At 70.3% G+C, this 15,598-nt stretch carries 13 protein-coding genes; 10 read left to right on the top strand and 3 right to left on the bottom strand.

The window, feature by feature from the left end:
- Nucleotides 1–960 carry a pirin family protein gene (locus tag ACTWNK_RS35425; RefSeq protein ID WP_474309274.1) on the bottom strand — a complete coding sequence of 320 codons (960 nt, stop codon included), beginning with the start codon at nucleotides 958–960 and terminating at the stop codon, nucleotides 1–3.
- 114 nt (nucleotides 961–1,074) lie between these two features.
- Complete coding sequence (locus ACTWNK_RS35420) at nucleotides 1,075–1,722, bottom strand: GntR family transcriptional regulator (RefSeq protein ID WP_474309273.1); 648 nt, start codon at nucleotides 1,720–1,722, stop codon at nucleotides 1,075–1,077.
- Between the two features lie 113 nt (nucleotides 1,723–1,835).
- Between ACTWNK_RS35420 and ACTWNK_RS35415 the strand changes: the two genes are divergently transcribed.
- From ACTWNK_RS35415 to ACTWNK_RS35375, 9 genes are all read left to right on the top strand, one after another.
- Nucleotides 1,836–3,791, top strand: a complete 1,956-nt coding sequence (locus ACTWNK_RS35415) for a beta-galactosidase (RefSeq protein WP_474309272.1) — start codon at nucleotides 1,836–1,838, stop codon at nucleotides 3,789–3,791.
- On the top strand, nucleotides 3,788–5,086 hold the full coding sequence (gcvPA, locus tag ACTWNK_RS35410; RefSeq protein WP_474309271.1) for an aminomethyl-transferring glycine dehydrogenase subunit GcvPA: 1,299 nt from the start codon (nucleotides 3,788–3,790) through the stop codon (nucleotides 5,084–5,086). Before ACTWNK_RS35415 ends, gcvPA begins: the two co-directional genes overlap by 4 nt.
- Nucleotides 5,083–6,648: an aminomethyl-transferring glycine dehydrogenase subunit GcvPB gene (gcvPB, locus tag ACTWNK_RS35405; RefSeq protein ID WP_474309270.1), complete on the top strand. Its 1,566-nt coding sequence runs from the start codon at nucleotides 5,083–5,085 to the stop codon at nucleotides 6,646–6,648. The genes gcvPA and gcvPB overlap by 4 nt, the downstream gene beginning before the upstream one ends.
- 24 nt (nucleotides 6,649–6,672) lie before the next feature.
- Nucleotides 6,673–7,701 (top strand): ATP-NAD kinase family protein, encoded by a 1,029-nt coding sequence (locus tag ACTWNK_RS35400; RefSeq protein WP_474309269.1) that lies wholly within the window; start codon nucleotides 6,673–6,675, stop codon nucleotides 7,699–7,701.
- A 2-nt stretch (nucleotides 7,702–7,703) separates the two neighbouring features.
- Nucleotides 7,704–8,462, top strand: a complete 759-nt coding sequence (locus tag ACTWNK_RS35395; protein ID WP_474309268.1) for an SDR family NAD(P)-dependent oxidoreductase — start codon at nucleotides 7,704–7,706, stop codon at nucleotides 8,460–8,462.
- Nucleotides 8,463–8,498: 36 nt separating this feature from the next.
- On the top strand, nucleotides 8,499–9,806 hold the full coding sequence (locus ACTWNK_RS35390; RefSeq protein WP_474309267.1) for an ABC transporter substrate-binding protein: 1,308 nt from the start codon (nucleotides 8,499–8,501) through the stop codon (nucleotides 9,804–9,806).
- Nucleotides 9,807–9,868: 62 nt separating this feature from the next.
- Nucleotides 9,869–10,744, top strand: a complete 876-nt coding sequence (locus tag ACTWNK_RS35385; protein WP_474309266.1) for a carbohydrate ABC transporter permease — start codon at nucleotides 9,869–9,871, stop codon at nucleotides 10,742–10,744.
- Between the two features lie 10 nt (nucleotides 10,745–10,754).
- Entirely contained in the window at nucleotides 10,755–11,576 is an 822-nt protein-coding gene (locus ACTWNK_RS35380) for a carbohydrate ABC transporter permease (protein WP_474309265.1), read from the top strand.
- A gap of 3 nt (nucleotides 11,577–11,579) precedes the next feature.
- Complete coding sequence (locus tag ACTWNK_RS35375) at nucleotides 11,580–13,139, top strand: amylo-alpha-1,6-glucosidase (RefSeq protein WP_474309264.1); 1,560 nt, start codon at nucleotides 11,580–11,582, stop codon at nucleotides 13,137–13,139.
- Here the strand turns inward: ACTWNK_RS35375 and ACTWNK_RS35370 are convergent.
- Nucleotides 13,136–13,978: a spermidine synthase gene (locus tag ACTWNK_RS35370; protein WP_474311078.1), complete on the bottom strand. Its 843-nt coding sequence runs from the start codon at nucleotides 13,976–13,978 to the stop codon at nucleotides 13,136–13,138. The two genes, ACTWNK_RS35375 and ACTWNK_RS35370, sit on opposite strands and share 4 nt — an antisense overlap.
- 96 nt (nucleotides 13,979–14,074) lie before the next feature.
- On the opposite strand from ACTWNK_RS35370, the gene ACTWNK_RS35365 reads away from it, so the two are divergent.
- Entirely contained in the window at nucleotides 14,075–15,565 is a 1,491-nt protein-coding gene (locus ACTWNK_RS35365; protein ID WP_474309263.1) for a penicillin-binding transpeptidase domain-containing protein, read from the top strand.
- The last annotated feature ends 33 nt before the right edge of the window (nucleotides 15,566–15,598 follow it).

The following is a 15,598-nucleotide window of genomic DNA, read 5'->3' as shown; positions in this document are numbered from 1 at the left end:
TCAGTGGCCTGCGGGGATGCTGCCGAAGCGGCCCGACTGGTAGTCCTCGAAGGCCTGGACGAGCTCGGCCCTGGTGTTCATCACGAACGGGCCGTAGTGGGCCACCGGCTCGCCGATCGGCCGGCCGCCCAGCACGATGACCTCCAGGGGCTCGGTGGCCTTGGCGGAGGCGGACAGCGTGATGGCCTCGGCCGTCGTCGCGCCGAACCCGTCGAAGACGGCCAGCTGCCCGCTCTCGATCGGCCGGTTGCCGAGCCCGGCCCCGCCCTTGCCCGACAGGACGTACGCCAGGGCGTTGAAGTCCTGGCGCCAGGGCAGGGTGAGGCGCGCTCCCGGGCTGATCGTGGCGTGCAGGAGCGTGATCGGGGTGTGCGTGCTGCCCGGCCCCTGGTGCCCGGCGACGTCGCCCGCGATCAGGCGGACGAGGGCGCCGCCGTCGTCGCTGCTGAGCAGCTTGACGCTGGCCCTGCCGATGTCCTGGTACTTGGGCGCGAGCATCTTGGCCTTGCCTGGCAGGTTCACCCAGAGCTGGATGCCGTGGAAGAGGCCGCCCTTGACGACGAGCCACTCCGGCGGGGCCTCCTTGTGCAGGATGCCCGACCCGGCGGTCATCCACTGGGTGTCGCCGTCGGTGATGGTGCCGCCGCCTCCGTGCGAGTCGGCATGGTCCATGACACCGTCGATCATGTAGGTGACGGTCTCGAAGCCGCGGTGCGGGTGCCAGGGCGTGCCCTTCGGCTCGCCGGGCGCGTAGTCGACCTCGCCCATCTGGTCCATCATCACGAACGGGTCGAGGTACTTGGGCTTGATCGCGGCCAGTGCCTTGCGCACCGGGAAGCCCTCTCCCTCGAAACCGCTGGGCGCGGTCTCGACGACGAGCACCTTGCGCTCCTCCGCGCCGGTGAGCGGCTGCGGGATGCGCGGGAGGGTCAACGGGTTCTCAACGGTCACGGCGGGCATCTCTGGCTCCTTCCATCGGATTCGCCAGGCTGAAACACAGTTTAGATTTCAACTATTCCGGCGTCGAGTGCTCCCGTGGAAGTCGTCGGAGAACCCGGGAGGAAGCCGGGGAGATCAGGGAGTCGGTATGCGGGACATCATGCGCTCCATCCCGTTGACCCAGTTGTCGCGCAGGGCGGCGATGGCGCCCTCCAGGTCGCCCGCGACCAGGTGCTCGGCGATCCTGCGGTGCTCGGCGGCCTCGCGTTCGAGGGGGGCGTGCTCGTCGTCGACCGTCAGGTGGGCGTAGCGCCGCATCCCGGCCTTGACGCTGGTGATCAGGTCGAGCAGGCGTTCGTTGCGGCAGCCGCTCAGCATGAGGTCGTGCCACTCGTCGTCGTGGCGCTCGATCTCGCCCTGCTCGGCGACGGGGTCGGGGAACTCCTCGGCCATCGTGAGCAGCTCGGGCGCGATGCGTCGCAGGTCGGCGGGGTCGGAGCTCTCCAGGCCGAGCGCCTCGAGGGCGGCCACGATCGCACACAGCTCGCGGAACTCCTGGCGGCTGACCGGCGCGAACCTGAAGCCGCGGCCCTGGCTGCTCTCCAGCACGCCTTCGCCCGCCATGGTGATCAGGGCCTCGCGCAGCGGTGTCCGGCTGACGCCGAGCTCACCGGCGAGCACGGCCTCGTTGATGTCGGTGCCTGCGGCGAAGTCACCTCGGTCGAGCCTGGTCAGAAGCTCTTCCCTGATCTGCTCGCGCAGAGGACGCCGCTCGATCGGCATGGCGCTCCTTCTATGTGATCTCCGTCGAGAGCTTAGCGCCTTGACGGCATTGTGAATGCTGCACTATGAATTCTGCATACAAAATATTACATGTCACGTAGGGGGATGGAAGAGTGCTGACCAGGGTGCCGGGCCTGCTGTTCGGCGGGGACTACAACCCGGAGCAGTGGCCCGAGGAGGTCTGGGCCGAGGACGTGCGGCTCATGGCCGAAGCGGGGGTCAACCTGGTCACCGTGGCCGTCTTCTCCTGGTCGCGGCTGGAGCCGAGCCGGGGCGCCTACGACTTCGGCTGGCTGGACCGGATCGTCGACCTGCTGCACGCCAACGGCGTCGCGGTCGACCTGGCCACCGCCACCGCCACCCCGCCGCCGTGGCTGGTGCGCGAGAACCCCGGGCTGATGCCGGTCGACGCCGCGGGCACCCGGCTGGAGTTCGGCTCGCGCCAGGGGTACTGCCCGAGCTCGCCCGTGCTCAGGCGGGAGATCGCCAGGCTGGCGGGCGCGATGGCCGAGCGCTACAAGGACCATCCGGCCGTCGTCATGTGGCACATCGGCAACGAGTACGCCGACCACACGCTGGAGTGCTTCTGCGAGGAGTCGGCCGCCCACTTCAGGCGCTGGCTGCGTGAGCGCTACCACGGCATCAACGGGCTCAACGCCGCCTGGGGCACCTCCTGCTGGGGCCAGCACTACACCGGCTTCGAGCAGGTCGAGCCGCCGCGCAAGGCCCCGGGCCCGGTCAACCCCTCCCAGCTCGTCGACTGGCGGCGCTTCTGCAGCGACGCCCTGCTGGAGTGCTTCGAGACCGAGAAGGCCGTCCTGCGCGAGATCACACCCGGCCTGCCGATCACCACGAACTTCATGAGCGTCCTGCACGGCCTCGACTACTGGAAGTGGGCCCAGGCCGAGGACGTCGTCAGCGACGACGCCTACCCCGACCCGGCCGACCCGCGCAGCCACATCGCCATCGCCCTGTCCTACGACCTCATGCGCTCGCTGCGGCAGCGGCCCTGGCTGCTGCTGGAGTCGTCGCCCAGCGCCGTGTCCTGGCGTGAGGTCAACGCGCCCAAGCCGCCCGGCAAGATGCGCCTGGACAGCCTCCAGGCCGTGGCGCACGGCTCCGACGGCGCCATGTTCTTCCAGTGGCGTCAGGCCAGGTACGGCCCGGAGAAGTTCCACTCGGCCCTGCTCCCGCACGGCGGCACCGCCACCAGGACCTGGCAGGAGACCCTGCGCCTCGGCCGCGACCTGGCCGCGCTCGCCGGGGTCGCGGGAACGTCGAGCGAGGCCGACGTCGCCCTGGTGCTCGACTGGGACTCCTGGTGGGGCCTGGAGGCGCCGGAGTCCATGCCCTCCAACCGGCTCAAGCTGAAGAACCTGCTGCTCGACTGGTACGCGCCGCTGCACGAGCGCGGCATCGCCGTCGACCTGGCCCCGCCCAGCCGCGACCTGTCCGGCTACCGCCTGGTCATCGCGCCGAACCTCTACATGTGCACGGCCGAACAGGCCAAGGCGCTGGCCGCCTACCAGGGCGAGCTGGTCGTCGGCCCGTTCAGCGGCGTCGTCGACGCGGCCGACCAGGTGCACGAGGGCGGAGCACCTGGCCCCCTGCGCGAGCTGCTCGGCGTGACGGTCGAGGAGTTCTGGCCCCTGCCCGACGGCCACACGCGGCAGGTGGGCGACCTCGGCACGGCGAGCACCTGGAGCGAGTGGCTCACCCTCGAAGGCGCCGACCCGATCGCCCTGTACCGGGGCGGCGAGCTCGACGGCCGCCCCGCGATCACCAGGCGAGGCCGCGCCACGTACCTGAGCTGCCTGCTCGACGACCTCACCCCGGTCCTCGCCGACGTGCTGACGCGAGCGGGCGTGACGCCGGTCGCCGACGTGCCGCCCGGCGTGGAGGCCACCCGCCGCGAGGACCACCTCTTCCTGCTCAACCACACCAGCACCGCCCAGCGCGTCCGTCTGCGCGGACCGGGACAGGACCTGCTGACAGGACGGCAGCTGGCGGGCGAGATCGAGATCCCCTCGCGCGACGCCGTCGTGTTGCGAATCGAAGGAGCGAAGTGACCCACCCCTACATCCCGAACGCCTCGCCCGGCGCGCGGGCCGAGATGCTCGCCGCGATCGGCGCCGACAGCGTCGAGGAGTTCTACGCCGACATCCCCGAGGCCCTCAGGCTCGGCCGTACCCTCGACCTGCCCGAGCCCTTCGTGGCCGAGCAGGACCTGGTACAGCACATGCGCGGCCTGTTCGACCGCACGACCGACACCGTCGAGGCGCTCAGCTTCCTCGGCGGCGGCTGCTACCCGCACTACGTGCCCGCCGTGTGCGACGAGGTCAACTCCCGCAGCGAGTTCCTCACCGCGTACGCGGGCGAGCCGTACGAGGACCACGGGCGGTTCCAGGCCTTGTTCGAGTACGTCAGCATGATGGGCGAGCTGCTGGAGATGGACGTGGTGAACGTCCCGACCTACGACGGCTTCCAGGCGTCGGGCACCGCGATCCGCATGGCCGCGCGCTACACCGGGCGGGCCAGGGTGCTGGTGCGGGGCGCGGTGTCGGCCGACAAGATGAGCAAGCTGCGCGACTTCCTCGCCCCCGACGTCGAGATCGTGACCGATGGCGAGGTGGACGAGTCGTTCGCGGCGATCTACCTGGAGACGCCCGACGCCGACGGCGTGGTGGCCGAGAACGGCAGGCAGCTGGCCGACGCGGCGCACGCCTGCGGGGCGCTCCTGGTCGTCAGCACCGACCCGATCTCGCTCGGCGTGCTGGCCCCGCCCGCCGCCTACGGCGCCGACATCGTCTGCGGCGACATCCAGTCGCTCGGCATGCACCAGAGCTTCGGCGGCGGGCACGCCGGATACATCGCCACCCACGACCACGAGCCGCTCGTCGCGGAGTTCCCGTCCCGCCTGTTCGGCATCGCGCCGACCAGGGTCGAGGGTGAGTACGGCTTCGGCGACGTCTTCTACGACCGCACCTCCTTCGCCCACCGCGAAGAGGGCAAGGAATGGGTGGGCACGGCCGCCGCCCTCTGGGGCATCACCGCGGGCGTCTACCTGGCGCTCATGGGCCCGCAGGGCATGAAGGAGCTCGGCGAGACCATCCTGGCCCGCACCCGCTACGCCATGACCGTGCTGGAACGTTCCGGGGCCGTCGTGCTGCGCGCCGACGCCGTCCACTTCCGCGAGTTCGCGATCGAGGTGCCGTCGGCGGACGCGCTCCTCGACACCCTGCGTGCGCAGGGCATCTACGGCGGCGTCCGGCTGGACGCGCGCACGGTGCTCGTCTGTGTGACCGAGCGCCACTCCCTGAAGGACATCGACCGGCTCGCCGCAGCCGTGAAGGAGGCGCTGTGAGCGCGTCTGGTGAGTCGTTCGCCTCGCTTCCCGTGGCGCCCAAGCCGGCGCTGCGCCGCTTCCACCAGGCCAGGTGGGACGAGCCGATCATCTTCGAGCAGTCGGTGCCGGGCCGCAGGGGCATCGCGGTCTCCTCCGTCTCATCGGAGGAGGCGCCCGACGTCGAACTGCCCGCCTCCGTGCGCAGGGCCGAGCCGCCCAGGCTGCCCGAGATGTCGCAGCTGCATGTGTTGCGGCACTACCTTCGCCTGTCGCAGGAGAACCTCGGCGTCGACTTCAACATCGACGTCGGCCAGGGCACCTGCACGATGAAGTACAGCCCCAAGGTCAACGACCAGTTCGCCAACGCCGCGGCCGAACTGCACCCGCTGCAGCACGAGGACACCGTGCAGGGCGTGCTGGAGATCTACTGGCGTCTGGAGCGGATGCTGGCGGAGATCTCCGGCATGGCACGCGTCTCGCTGCAGCCGGGCTCGGGCTCGGCGGCGATCTACGCCAATATCGCGATGATCCGCGCCTACCACGCCTCGCACGGCGAAGGCCATCGCGACCAGGTCATCACCACGATGTTCTCCCACCCCTCGAACGCGGCCTGCGCCAAGACCGCGGGCTACGAGGTCATCACGCTGATGCCGGACGCCGACGGCTATCCCGACATCGAGGCCCTGCGCGCGGCCGTCGGCCCCCGTACGGCCGCACTGATGATCACCAACCCCGAGGACACCGGGATCTTCAACCCGCGCATCGGCGAGTTCGTCGACCTGGTGCACGGCGTGGGCGGCCTGGCCTGCTACGACCAGGCCAACGCCAACGGCATCCTGGGCATCACCAGGGCCAGGGACGCGGGCTTCGACCTGTGCCACTTCAACCTGCACAAGACCTTCTCCACCCCGCACGCCTGCGGCGGCCCGGCGGCGGGCGCGTGCGGCGTCTCCGAGGCCCTTGAGCCGTTCCTGCCCGGCCCGGCCGTCGTCGAGCGCGACGGGCGCTACACGCTGGAGACGCCCGAGCGCTCGGTCGGCAAGATCAGGCCGTTCCTCGGCGTCACGCCGAACATCGTGCGGGCCTACGCCTGGATCATGTCGCTCGGCGCCGAGGGGCTGCGCGAGGTGGCCGAGACGGCGGTGCTGAACAACAACTACCTCATGCACAAGATCCTGCAGATCCCCGGCGCCTCGGCCCCGTGGGACAAGCGCAGGGTCGAGCAGGTCCGCTACTCCTGGGAGCAGCTGTCGCAGGAGACGGGCGTGCACTCGGAGGAGATCGGCGTGCGGGCCTCCGACTTCGGCGTGCACTACTGGACCAGCCATCACCCCTACCTCGTGCCCGAGCCGTTCACGCTGGAGCCGACCGAGTCCTACTCCAAGGAGGACCTCGACGAGTACGCCGCGATCCTGGCGCACGTCGCCTCCGAGGCGCGCACCGATCCGGAGTTCGTCAAGGGCGCGCCGTACAACCAGACGGTTCACAAGATCGACATGACGTCGCTCGACGATCCGAAGCAGTGGGCGCCGACCTGGCGTGCCTACGTCCGCAAGCACCTCTCCTCCGGACAGGCCTGACCCGTGCTTACCGTCGGTCTGGTCGTGAACCCCGTCGCGGGGCTCGGCGGCAGCGTGGGCCTCAAAGGCAGCGACGGCGCCGAGGTCCAGGCCGAGGCCAGGGCCAGGGGCGCACGGCCCAGGTCGGCCGAGCGCGCGGCCCAGGCGCTTGCCGCGCTGAGCAGGCTCAGGCCGGACGCCGTCGTGCGCGAGGCCGGTGCGCGGTGCTCGCCCGAGGAGACGAAGGCGGCCGTGCGCGAGCTGGCCGACGTCGACCTGCTGCTGTTCGCCGGGGGCGACGGCACCGCGAGGGACGTGCTCGACGCCGTGCGTGAGCTCGGCGAGCGCGCCCCCGTGGTGCTGGGCGTGCCCGCGGGCGTGAAGGTCTACTCGGGCTGCTTCGCACTCGGCCCGGCCGCGGCGGGCGCCCTGGCGGCCGAGTTCACCGGCGAGACGACCGAGGCAGAGGTGGTGGACCTCGACGAGGAGCTCTACCGCCGGGGCAGGGTCAGCCCCCGCCTGTACGGCACGCTCAGGGTCCCCGCCGCCAGGGCGAGGCTGTCGGGCCGCAAGACCGGCTCCTCGCACGCCGAGCCCGGCTCGGCCGAGTCGATCGCCCGCGAGGTGGTCGCCAGGATGCGGCCGGGCGTGCGGTACCTGCTGGGACCGGGCGCGACCACGATGGCGGTCGGCAGGGAGCTGGGCCTGGCCACCACCCTGCTGGGCGTCGACGTCGTGGCCGACGGCGAACTGCTCGCCGCCGACGCCGGTGAGCGGGAGCTGCTCGCCCTGCTGGAGCCGGTCGAGGCCGGCGGCGCGGTCGCGGTCGTCTCGGTGATCGGCGGACAGGGCTTCGTGCTCGGCCGTGGCAATCAGCAGCTCTCGCCCCGCGTGCTCGCCCGTGTCGGCGGCCTGCTGGTGCTCGCCACCCAGCAGAAGCTGGCCGCCCTGCACGGCAGGCCGTTGCTGGCCGACACCGGCGACCGGGCGACCGACGAACGGCTCAGCGGCCACGCCGAGGTGATCACCGGTTACCGGGAGAGCGCCTTCTACCGAATCTCAGGAAGCGAATAGACATGACGATGGTGACGGGCAAGTTGACGGGCAAGGTGGCGATCGTCACCGGCGGCGCCTCCGGCATCGGCAAGGCCACCGCCCTGCTGTTCGCCCAGGAGGGCGCCCGGGTGGTCGTCGCCGACATCGACGGCCCCGGTGCGGAGAAGACCGCGCTGGAGATCGGCGAGGCGGCCATCGCCGTCCGGGCCGACGTGTCCGACGACGCCGACTGCCGCCGGATCGTCCGGGCGGCGCTCGACGGCTTCGGCCGCCTGGACGTGCTGTTCAACAATGCGGGCATCATCCGCCGCACCACCGTGCTCGACATCGAGGCCGACGAGTGGGACCGGGTCATGGCGGTCAACGTGCGCTCGGTCTACCTCATGTGCAAGCACGCGATCCCCGCCATGAAGGACGGCGGCTCGATCGTCAACACCGGCTCCGGCTGGGGCCTGAAGGGCGGCGGCAACGCGATCTCCTACTGCGCCTCCAAGGCCGCCGTCGTCAATATGACCAGGGCGCTGGCCATCGACCACACCAAGGCCGGGATCAGGGTGAACTCCGTCAACCCCGGCGACACCGACACTCCCATGCTCCGCGAGGAAGCGCGCCAGCTTGAGGAGGACTGGACGGCGTTCGCGGCCGACGCGGCCGACCGTCCGATGGGCAGGGCGGGCACTCCAGAAGAGATCGCCCAGGCCGTGCTCTTCCTGGCGAGCGACGCCGCCAGCTACATCACCGGCGCGGCCCTCGTGGTCGACGGCGGCGGACTCGCCTGACCTGTACGACCTACACCCCCCTTGTAAGGAGTTGTGATGAAGCGCGCTATTGCCGTACTCACCCTCGCGGCGGCCACCACGGCCATGGCGGCCTGCAGCGGCGGCGGCGCCGCACCCGGCGTGCCGGGGACCGGCGACGGCGCCCAGGCGGGCGGCGGCGGTCCCGTGACCGTCCGCTGGTCCACCTGGGGCTCGGCCGACGACGTGAAGCTGTACGAGGAGTTCACCAAGGACTTCGAGAAGAGGTACCCCAACATCAAGCTGAAGCTGGAGTCGGTGCCGAAGTACTCCGACTACCACCCCAAGCTCCTCACCCAGCTCACCAGCAAGACCGCGCCCGACGTCTTCTTCGTCGGCGACGACAACGTCGGCAAGTTCGTCTCGGCGGGCGTGCTCAGCCCGCTCAACGACAAGCTCGCGGGCGCCGACTCCAAGAGCAAGCCCGAGGACTTCTTCGAAGGCGTGTACGGCGGCGCCAAGAAGGACGGCCAGATCTACGGCGTCCCGAACGACACCAACCCCGAGGTCCTCTGGTTCGACAAGAAGGCGCTCAAGGAAGCCGGCATCACCGAGGACCCGGCCGCGCTCAACGAGGCGGGCCAGTGGACGATGGCCAAGTACCTCGACATGAACGCCAAGCTCAAGGCCGCGGGCAAGGGCGGCTCCATCTTCTGGAACTGGTACGGCTCCACCTACAGCGTCATCGGCGGTTTCGGCGGCAAGGTCTGGGACGGCGGCAAGTTCGTCGCCACCACCGACCCCAAGTCGCTCCAGGCCTTGCAGACCCTGGCCAAGGGCTATGCCGACAAGACGTTCCTGTCGGCCGACGTGCTGCCCGCGAGCAACGGCGCCAGCACCCAGATGCTCAAGCACAAGGTCGGCTTCTATGCCGGCGGCCGCTGGGTGATCGACTCCATCAAGAAGGGCGGCGACCTCGACAACTACGACATCGTGCCCTTCCCCTCCGAGACCGGTGCGCCGATGCCGGGTGCCGTGGCCGCCTCGTACCTGGCGCTGAACAAGGACACCAAGCTGCCGAAGGAGGCCTTCACCTTCCTGACGGAGTTCGTCTCCAAGGAGGGCCAAGCCATCCGCCTGAAGGGCGGCGGCGCGGTGCCGTCGATCAAGGGCGCGGAGGCGGTCGTGCTCAACGGCTACCCGGCGCACGCGCAGACGTTCATCGACGTGCGTGACAGCGGCTTCGCCAACTTCCCCGAAGAGGTCGCGGTGCCCGGTCTCACGGCCGAGATCAACGAGCACCTGCTCAAGGTCTGGACCGGCAAGATCGGCTTCGACGAGGGCATGGCCGAGCTGAACAAGCTCGTCGAGAGTGCGATGGCCTGACGATGGCCGTCCTCGCCAAAGAGGTCCGCCCCCCGGAGACCGCACGCCACGCCGCTCGCGGCGTGCGGTCCCGGGACGGCTGGTGGGCCGCCCTGTTCCTCGGGCCGCAGGTCGCGGGCCTGGTGGTGTTCCTGCTGTTCCCGCTGGGCTTCGCCTTCGTGCTGGCTTTCACCGACTGGGACGGCCTCGGCGAGATGTCGTTCGTCGGGTTCGACAACTTCGCGGCGCAGCTGTCGGACCGGGAGTTCGGGCTGGCCGTGTGGAACACGGTGAAGATCACCTTCGTCACGGTGCCCGTCGGCCTGACGCTCGCGGTGCTCATCGCGGTCGCCCTGAACACCATCAAGGGCAGCAACGTCTACCGGGTGCTGTACTTCATGCCGGTGGTCACCAGTTCGGTGGCCGTCGCGCTGATCTGGCAGGTCATCCTGGCCGGTGACGAGAACGGCGTGCTGAACAACACCCTGCGCTCGCTGCTCGGCGTCGAGGGGCCCGACTGGCTCGGCGACACGAGCTGGGTGATCGTCGCCATCTCGGCCGTGACCATCTGGTCGTCGCTCGGGCTGAATGTCGTCATCTTCCTGGCCGGGCTGCAGACGATCCCGCCGGGCCTGACGGAGGCGGCCAGGATCGACGGCGCCGGGGCCTGGCGGATCTTCCGCTCGGTGACGCTGCCGATGCTCTCCCCGACGATCTTCTTCTCCACCATCGTCGCGGTGATCAGCTCCTTCCAGGCCTTCGACCTCATCTACGTGCTGGTCGACCCGGACTCCAACGAGGGCGCGCGCACGATCGTCTACCAGGTCTACGACCTCGGCTTCAAGAAGTTCGAGTTCGGTATGAGCAGCGCCGCCGCCCTGCTGCTGCTGGTCATGACGCTGATCGTCACCCTCGTCCAGTTCGCGGCGCAAAAGCGCCTCGTCCACTACGACTCCTGAGGGGCGCGAGATGCGTAACCGACAGGTAGCCCTGCATGCCGCGCTGCTGCTCGGCGGGCTGGCGATGCTGTTCCCCTTCGTCTGGATGGCGCTCACCTCCTTCAAGGGGGTGCACCAGATGCTGAACAACCCGCTCGACTGGCTGCCCAACCCCTGGCGTGCGGAGAACTATCCCGAGGCGCTGTCGAAGATGCCCTTCGGCCGGGCGTACTGGAACAGCCTCTACATCGCCGTCGTCAATGTGGCGCTGACGCTGCTCACCTCGGCGATGGCCGCCTATGCCTTCGCCAGGATCAGGTTCAGGGGCTCGGGCGTGCTGTTCGTGCTGTTCCTGGCCACCCAGATGGTGCCGGCGCAGGTCACGATCGTGCCGCTCTACATCATGCTGGCCAAGTTCGGCTGGGTGGACTCGCATCTGGCGCTCATCGTGCCGACGATCGTCAATCCGTTCGCGGTCTTCCTGCTGCGCCAGTTCATCAGGGCGGTGCCCATCGAGCTGGAGGAGGCGGCCAAGATCGACGGGGCCAATCGCTGGCGCATCTTCTGGAGCGTGGTGCTGCCCAACATCAGGCCCGGGATGGGCGCGCTCGGCATCATCGCCTTCCTGGCCTCGTGGAACTCCTTCTTCTTCCCGCTGATCTTCCTGAACTCGGCCGAGCTGGCCACCGTGCCGCTGCTGCTGGCCCAGTTCTCCGGTGAGCGCTCCGCGATCGACTACGGCCTCATCCTGGCCGCTTCGGCGATCTCGGTCGTGCCGACGCTGATCGCGTTCCTGATCGGTCAACGGAAGATCATCAACTCGATGGCCGCATCCGGCCTTGGAGGTCGCTGACCCATGCTCGACCTGGTGGAGAGGCCGTTCACCGACCGCGGCTCCCGGCTGCTGGTGGTGGCCGCCGAAGACGGCTCGCTGAGCGTCGCCCAGGCCCTGTACGAGACCCGCCTGGCCGACGCGACCCTGCTGTCGGGCCTGCGGCTCTTCGACGGCGAGCGCGAGCTGCCCGTACGGCTTGCCCTGCCCGAGTACGTGGAGTTCGACGGCGGCGTGCGCCTGGCCTTCGCGGACGCGGACACACTGGTCCTGGTCGGGACGGGCGCGCGTGCGGTCTGGGCGCAGGGCTCGGCCGAGATCGACGGTTGTGTGACGCTCGTGGGGGAGGGGCGTTTCGACGGCGCCTCGGTGCTGGCGGCGGCCGGGAGGCGCTGGGCCGACTGGTTCGCGCTGATGCCCGCCGTACGCGGGGATCTGGTGGAGCGGGCGCGGATGGCGTGGTGGACGCTGGCGGTGAACCTGGTGTGGATCCAGGGGCGGGAGTCGCTCATCCCCTCCAAGTACGGCTATGTCGGACTGTGGAACTGGGACTCCGCCTTCCACGCCATCGCGCTGCGGCATGCCGATCCCGGCCTGGCTCGTGAGCAGGTGCGCATCCTGCTGGCCAACCAGCGGCCGGACGGCCTGCTGCCCGACGTCGTGCACGACCACGGCGTGCTGGCCGAGACCACCGACCTGCCCAGGTCCGACCACGCCAGACTGGCCCAGCACGTGGGCGGCGAGGCCCCGGCCGAAGGGCCGATCGGCGGCGTCGTGCCCGTCACCAAGCCGCCGCTGCTCGCGTGGGCGGTGTGGAAGATCCACCAGGCCGCTCCCGACCTGGAGTTCCTGGCCGAGGTCTACCGGCCGCTCGTCCGGTCGCAGGAGTGGTGGCTCACGCACTCCGACCCCGATGGCGACGGCCTGGCCGAATACCTGCATCCGTACTCCTCCGGCCTGGACGACAGCCCGATCTGGGACCACGGGCCCCGGGCCGAGCCGCCCGACCTGAACTCCTACCTGGCCCTGCAGTACGACAGGCTGGCCGACATCGCCGACGCGCTCGGCCTGGCGGACGAGGCGCGGGGGTGGCGCGACAGCGCGCAGCGGCACACCGACCTGCTGATCGCCAGGCGCTGGGACGGCTCGCGCTTCGTCACCGTTTCGGGCGGCACGCGGGTGGACACGCGCACGCCGCTCGACCTCATGCCGCTGTTCACCGGCAGGCTGCCGGCCGAGATCGCCGACCGGCTGGTCGCCGACCTGCTCTCGCCCTCGTTCTGGGGCGAGCGCGCGGTGCCGACCGTGGCCTACGACGACCCGCTGTTCGACCCCGACGCCATGTGGCGCGGCCCGGTCTGGCTCAATGTCAACTACCTGCTGGTCGACGGCCTGCGCAGGTCGGGATACGACGCCGCCGCCGACGCGCTGACCGCCAGGACGCTGGCCATGGTGCGCGACGGCGGCGGCCTGTACGAGTACTGGAACCCGCTCACCGGACGCCGGGCCGAGCGGGCGACCAGCGGCTTCGGCTGGTCCTCCGCGCTCTTCCTCGACCTGGCGGCGGGCGAGGCGAACCCCTAGTCGAACAGCGCGGGCGGCGGCACGGGGGCGAGGACGGCCTCGCCCTCGTGGATCGGGGCCGCGCCCGCGATGAAGTTCGTCAGCGCGTCGCCGTGCACGCATCTGGCCTGGGTCAGGCCTCCGGCGGCGCGCCTGGTGAGCAGGTCGAGCGGCAGCGCGGTGGGCGAGGCGGCGATGATGAGGTTGCCGAAGCGGCGGCCCCGCATGACGGCGGGCTCGGCCATCAGGGCCACGTGCCTGAACGTGCCCCGCACGGTGGCGGCCAGCCTGCGGGCGAAGGCCAGGCCCTTGCCGTCGGCCAGGTTGATCAGCAGTGTGCCCGAGGCGCGCAGGACGCGGGCGATGTCGGCCATGTACTCGGCGGTGGCCAGTTCCACCGGCATCGTCGCGCCGGAGAAGGCGTCGAGCACGAACAGGTCGGTCGAGTCGTCCCAGATCTTGGCCGTCGCCTCGAGGCCGCCCTGCACCCTGACCTTGAGCTTGGGCACCGACTTGAGGTCGAGATGGGTGCGCACCAGGTCGACGAGCAGGCCGTCCGGCTCGGCCACGATGTGCCGTGAACCCGGCCGGGTCGCCGCCACGTACCTGGGGACCGTGCAGGCGCCGCCGCCGATGTGCACGCAGCTCAGCGGCCCGTCGTCGATGACGTCGATCACGTCGGCCATCAGCCTGACGTACTCGAACTCCAGGTACGTCGGATCCTTCAGGTCCACATACGACTGCGGCACGTCGTCCTTGCACAGCAGCCAGCCGTCCTGCCGGTCGAGGTCGCGCAGGAGTTCGACCTCGCCGAAGGTGACCGGGTAGATCCCGGGCATCGGTTCGGCCGGTCCTCGCATCACGATCGACTCCTCTGGTATGAACATGGCACTTGTCCCTGGGAGAACCGTATGCGGAGCCGAAGGCTGATTGGGCTGGTTGTCGCGCTTCTGGTGATGGCAGGCGCGGGCACCTTCGCCTTCGTCGCCACCACCAGGGTGCACGGCACCCCTGCCGCCACGGCCAGAATGTACCTCGACGCCTGGCAGGACAGCGACGTGGACACGATGCGCTCGCTCGTGGCCGCGCCGCCAGCGGACTTCTCCGAGCGCCATCACGCGTTCTCGACCGAGTTCAGGGTCACCTCGATCGACCTGCAGCCGGGCAAGCTCAGGATGCTCGGCGAGCAGAGCGCCGAGATGACCTTCAGCGGCACCCGGCAGATGCGCGAACTCGGCTCGTGGCCGTTCACCACCACGCTCAGGCTCGTCGTGCGTGAGCGCCGCTGGATGGTGTCCTGGACGCCCGAGACACTGCACCCCGCGCTCAAGGACGGCGGCTCGCTCACCCTCGACCCCGTCGAGGTGCCCGCCCTGGAACTGGTCACCAGGTCGGGCGAGCCCGTGCCGAGGGACAGCAGGGCCGAGCCGTACATCGACGCGCTCAAGCAGAAGGTCGGCGAGGTCGACTACGGGTGGGCGATCGAGGCCAGGTCGCCGAGGGAGAAGCCGCACAAGCTGGTGGTCTTCCAGCCGCCTCCGGCCGAGAAGGCCAGGATCACGCTGGTCAGGACCGTGCAGGCCGCCGCGGCGCGTGCGCTCGACCCGGTCAGGCAGCAGGCCGCGATCGTCGCCGTCAAGCCGAGCACCGGTGAGGTCCTGGCCGTCGCCGACCGGCTCGGCGACGGCAGGGGCGCGTTCGGCGGGATGTATCCGCCCGGCTCCACGTTCAAGGTCGTCACGGCGGCGGCGCTGCTCACCTCGGGCCTGGCCCCCACCGCGACGCTCGCCTGTCCCGGCACGTACACGATTCCCGGCTACAGTACCAAGCGCAACGCCGGAGGCACGGACCGGGGACAGGTGACGCTGGTCGGCGCGTTCGCCCAGTCGTGCAACACCACATTCGTCCAGCAGGTCGTCACGCGCAGGCCGGACCTGACCGAGGCGGCCAAGCTGTTCGGCTTCGACGGCCGCAGGCTCACCACCGGGCTCGGCGGCGTCTGCGGCACGCTCAAGCCCACCGACGGCCTCGACCAGCTCGCCGAGGACGCCATCGGCCAGGGCACGGTCGAGGCCAGCCCGCTGTGCATGGCGGGCGTCGCCGCCGCCGTGCAGAACGGCACCTGGCGCTCGCCGCGCCTGGTCACCGCACGCGCGGCCAAACGCCTCGACGGCGACCCGCCCGCCGAGACGCCGCTGCCGCCGCGCGTGCTCGAACCGCTGCGCACGATGATGCTCGCCACCGTGCGCGAGGGCACGGCCAAGGGCAAGGGCCTGCCGCCCGGCACGGCGGGCAAGACCGGCACGGCCGAACTCGGCGGTGGCAGGGAGCACGCCTGGTTCATCGGGTACCGGGGCGACCTGGCCTTCGCCGTACTGGTCAAGAACGGCGGCTCGGGCGCCGCGACGGCCGTGCCGATCGCGGCGCGCTTCCTCAACAGCATGTGAACCGCATGGCGCGTCGGCGCTCGGCCTGGCGGG

The sequence above is a fragment of the Nonomuraea sp. IBHARD001 genome (assembly GCF_056106265.1).
The sequence above is the reverse complement of the archived record's forward strand: the minus strand, read 5'-3'. Positions and strand labels throughout refer to the sequence as shown.

What these genes read in the sequence shown, in the direction of transcription:
- ACTWNK_RS35380 (WP_474309265.1), top strand. Translation starts at nt 10,755, where the DNA reads ATGCGTAACCGACAGGTAGCCCTGCATGCCGCGCTGCTGCTCGGCGGG.
- ACTWNK_RS35425 (WP_474309274.1), bottom strand. Translation starts at nt 960, where the DNA reads ATGCCCGCCGTGACCGTTGAGAACCCGTTGACCCTCCCGCGCATCCCG.
- ACTWNK_RS35370 (WP_474311078.1), bottom strand. Translation starts at nt 13,978, where the DNA reads ATGCGAGGACCGGCCGAACCGATGCCCGGGATCTACCCGGTCACCTTC.
- ACTWNK_RS35395 (WP_474309268.1), top strand. Translation starts at nt 7,704, where the DNA reads ATGACGATGGTGACGGGCAAGTTGACGGGCAAGGTGGCGATCGTCACC.
- ACTWNK_RS35390 (WP_474309267.1), top strand. Translation starts at nt 8,499, where the DNA reads ATGAAGCGCGCTATTGCCGTACTCACCCTCGCGGCGGCCACCACGGCC.
- ACTWNK_RS35375 (WP_474309264.1), top strand. Translation starts at nt 11,580, where the DNA reads ATGCTCGACCTGGTGGAGAGGCCGTTCACCGACCGCGGCTCCCGGCTG.
- ACTWNK_RS35365 (WP_474309263.1), top strand. Translation starts at nt 14,075, where the DNA reads ATGGCAGGCGCGGGCACCTTCGCCTTCGTCGCCACCACCAGGGTGCAC.
- ACTWNK_RS35420 (WP_474309273.1), bottom strand. Translation starts at nt 1,722, where the DNA reads ATGCCGATCGAGCGGCGTCCTCTGCGCGAGCAGATCAGGGAAGAGCTT.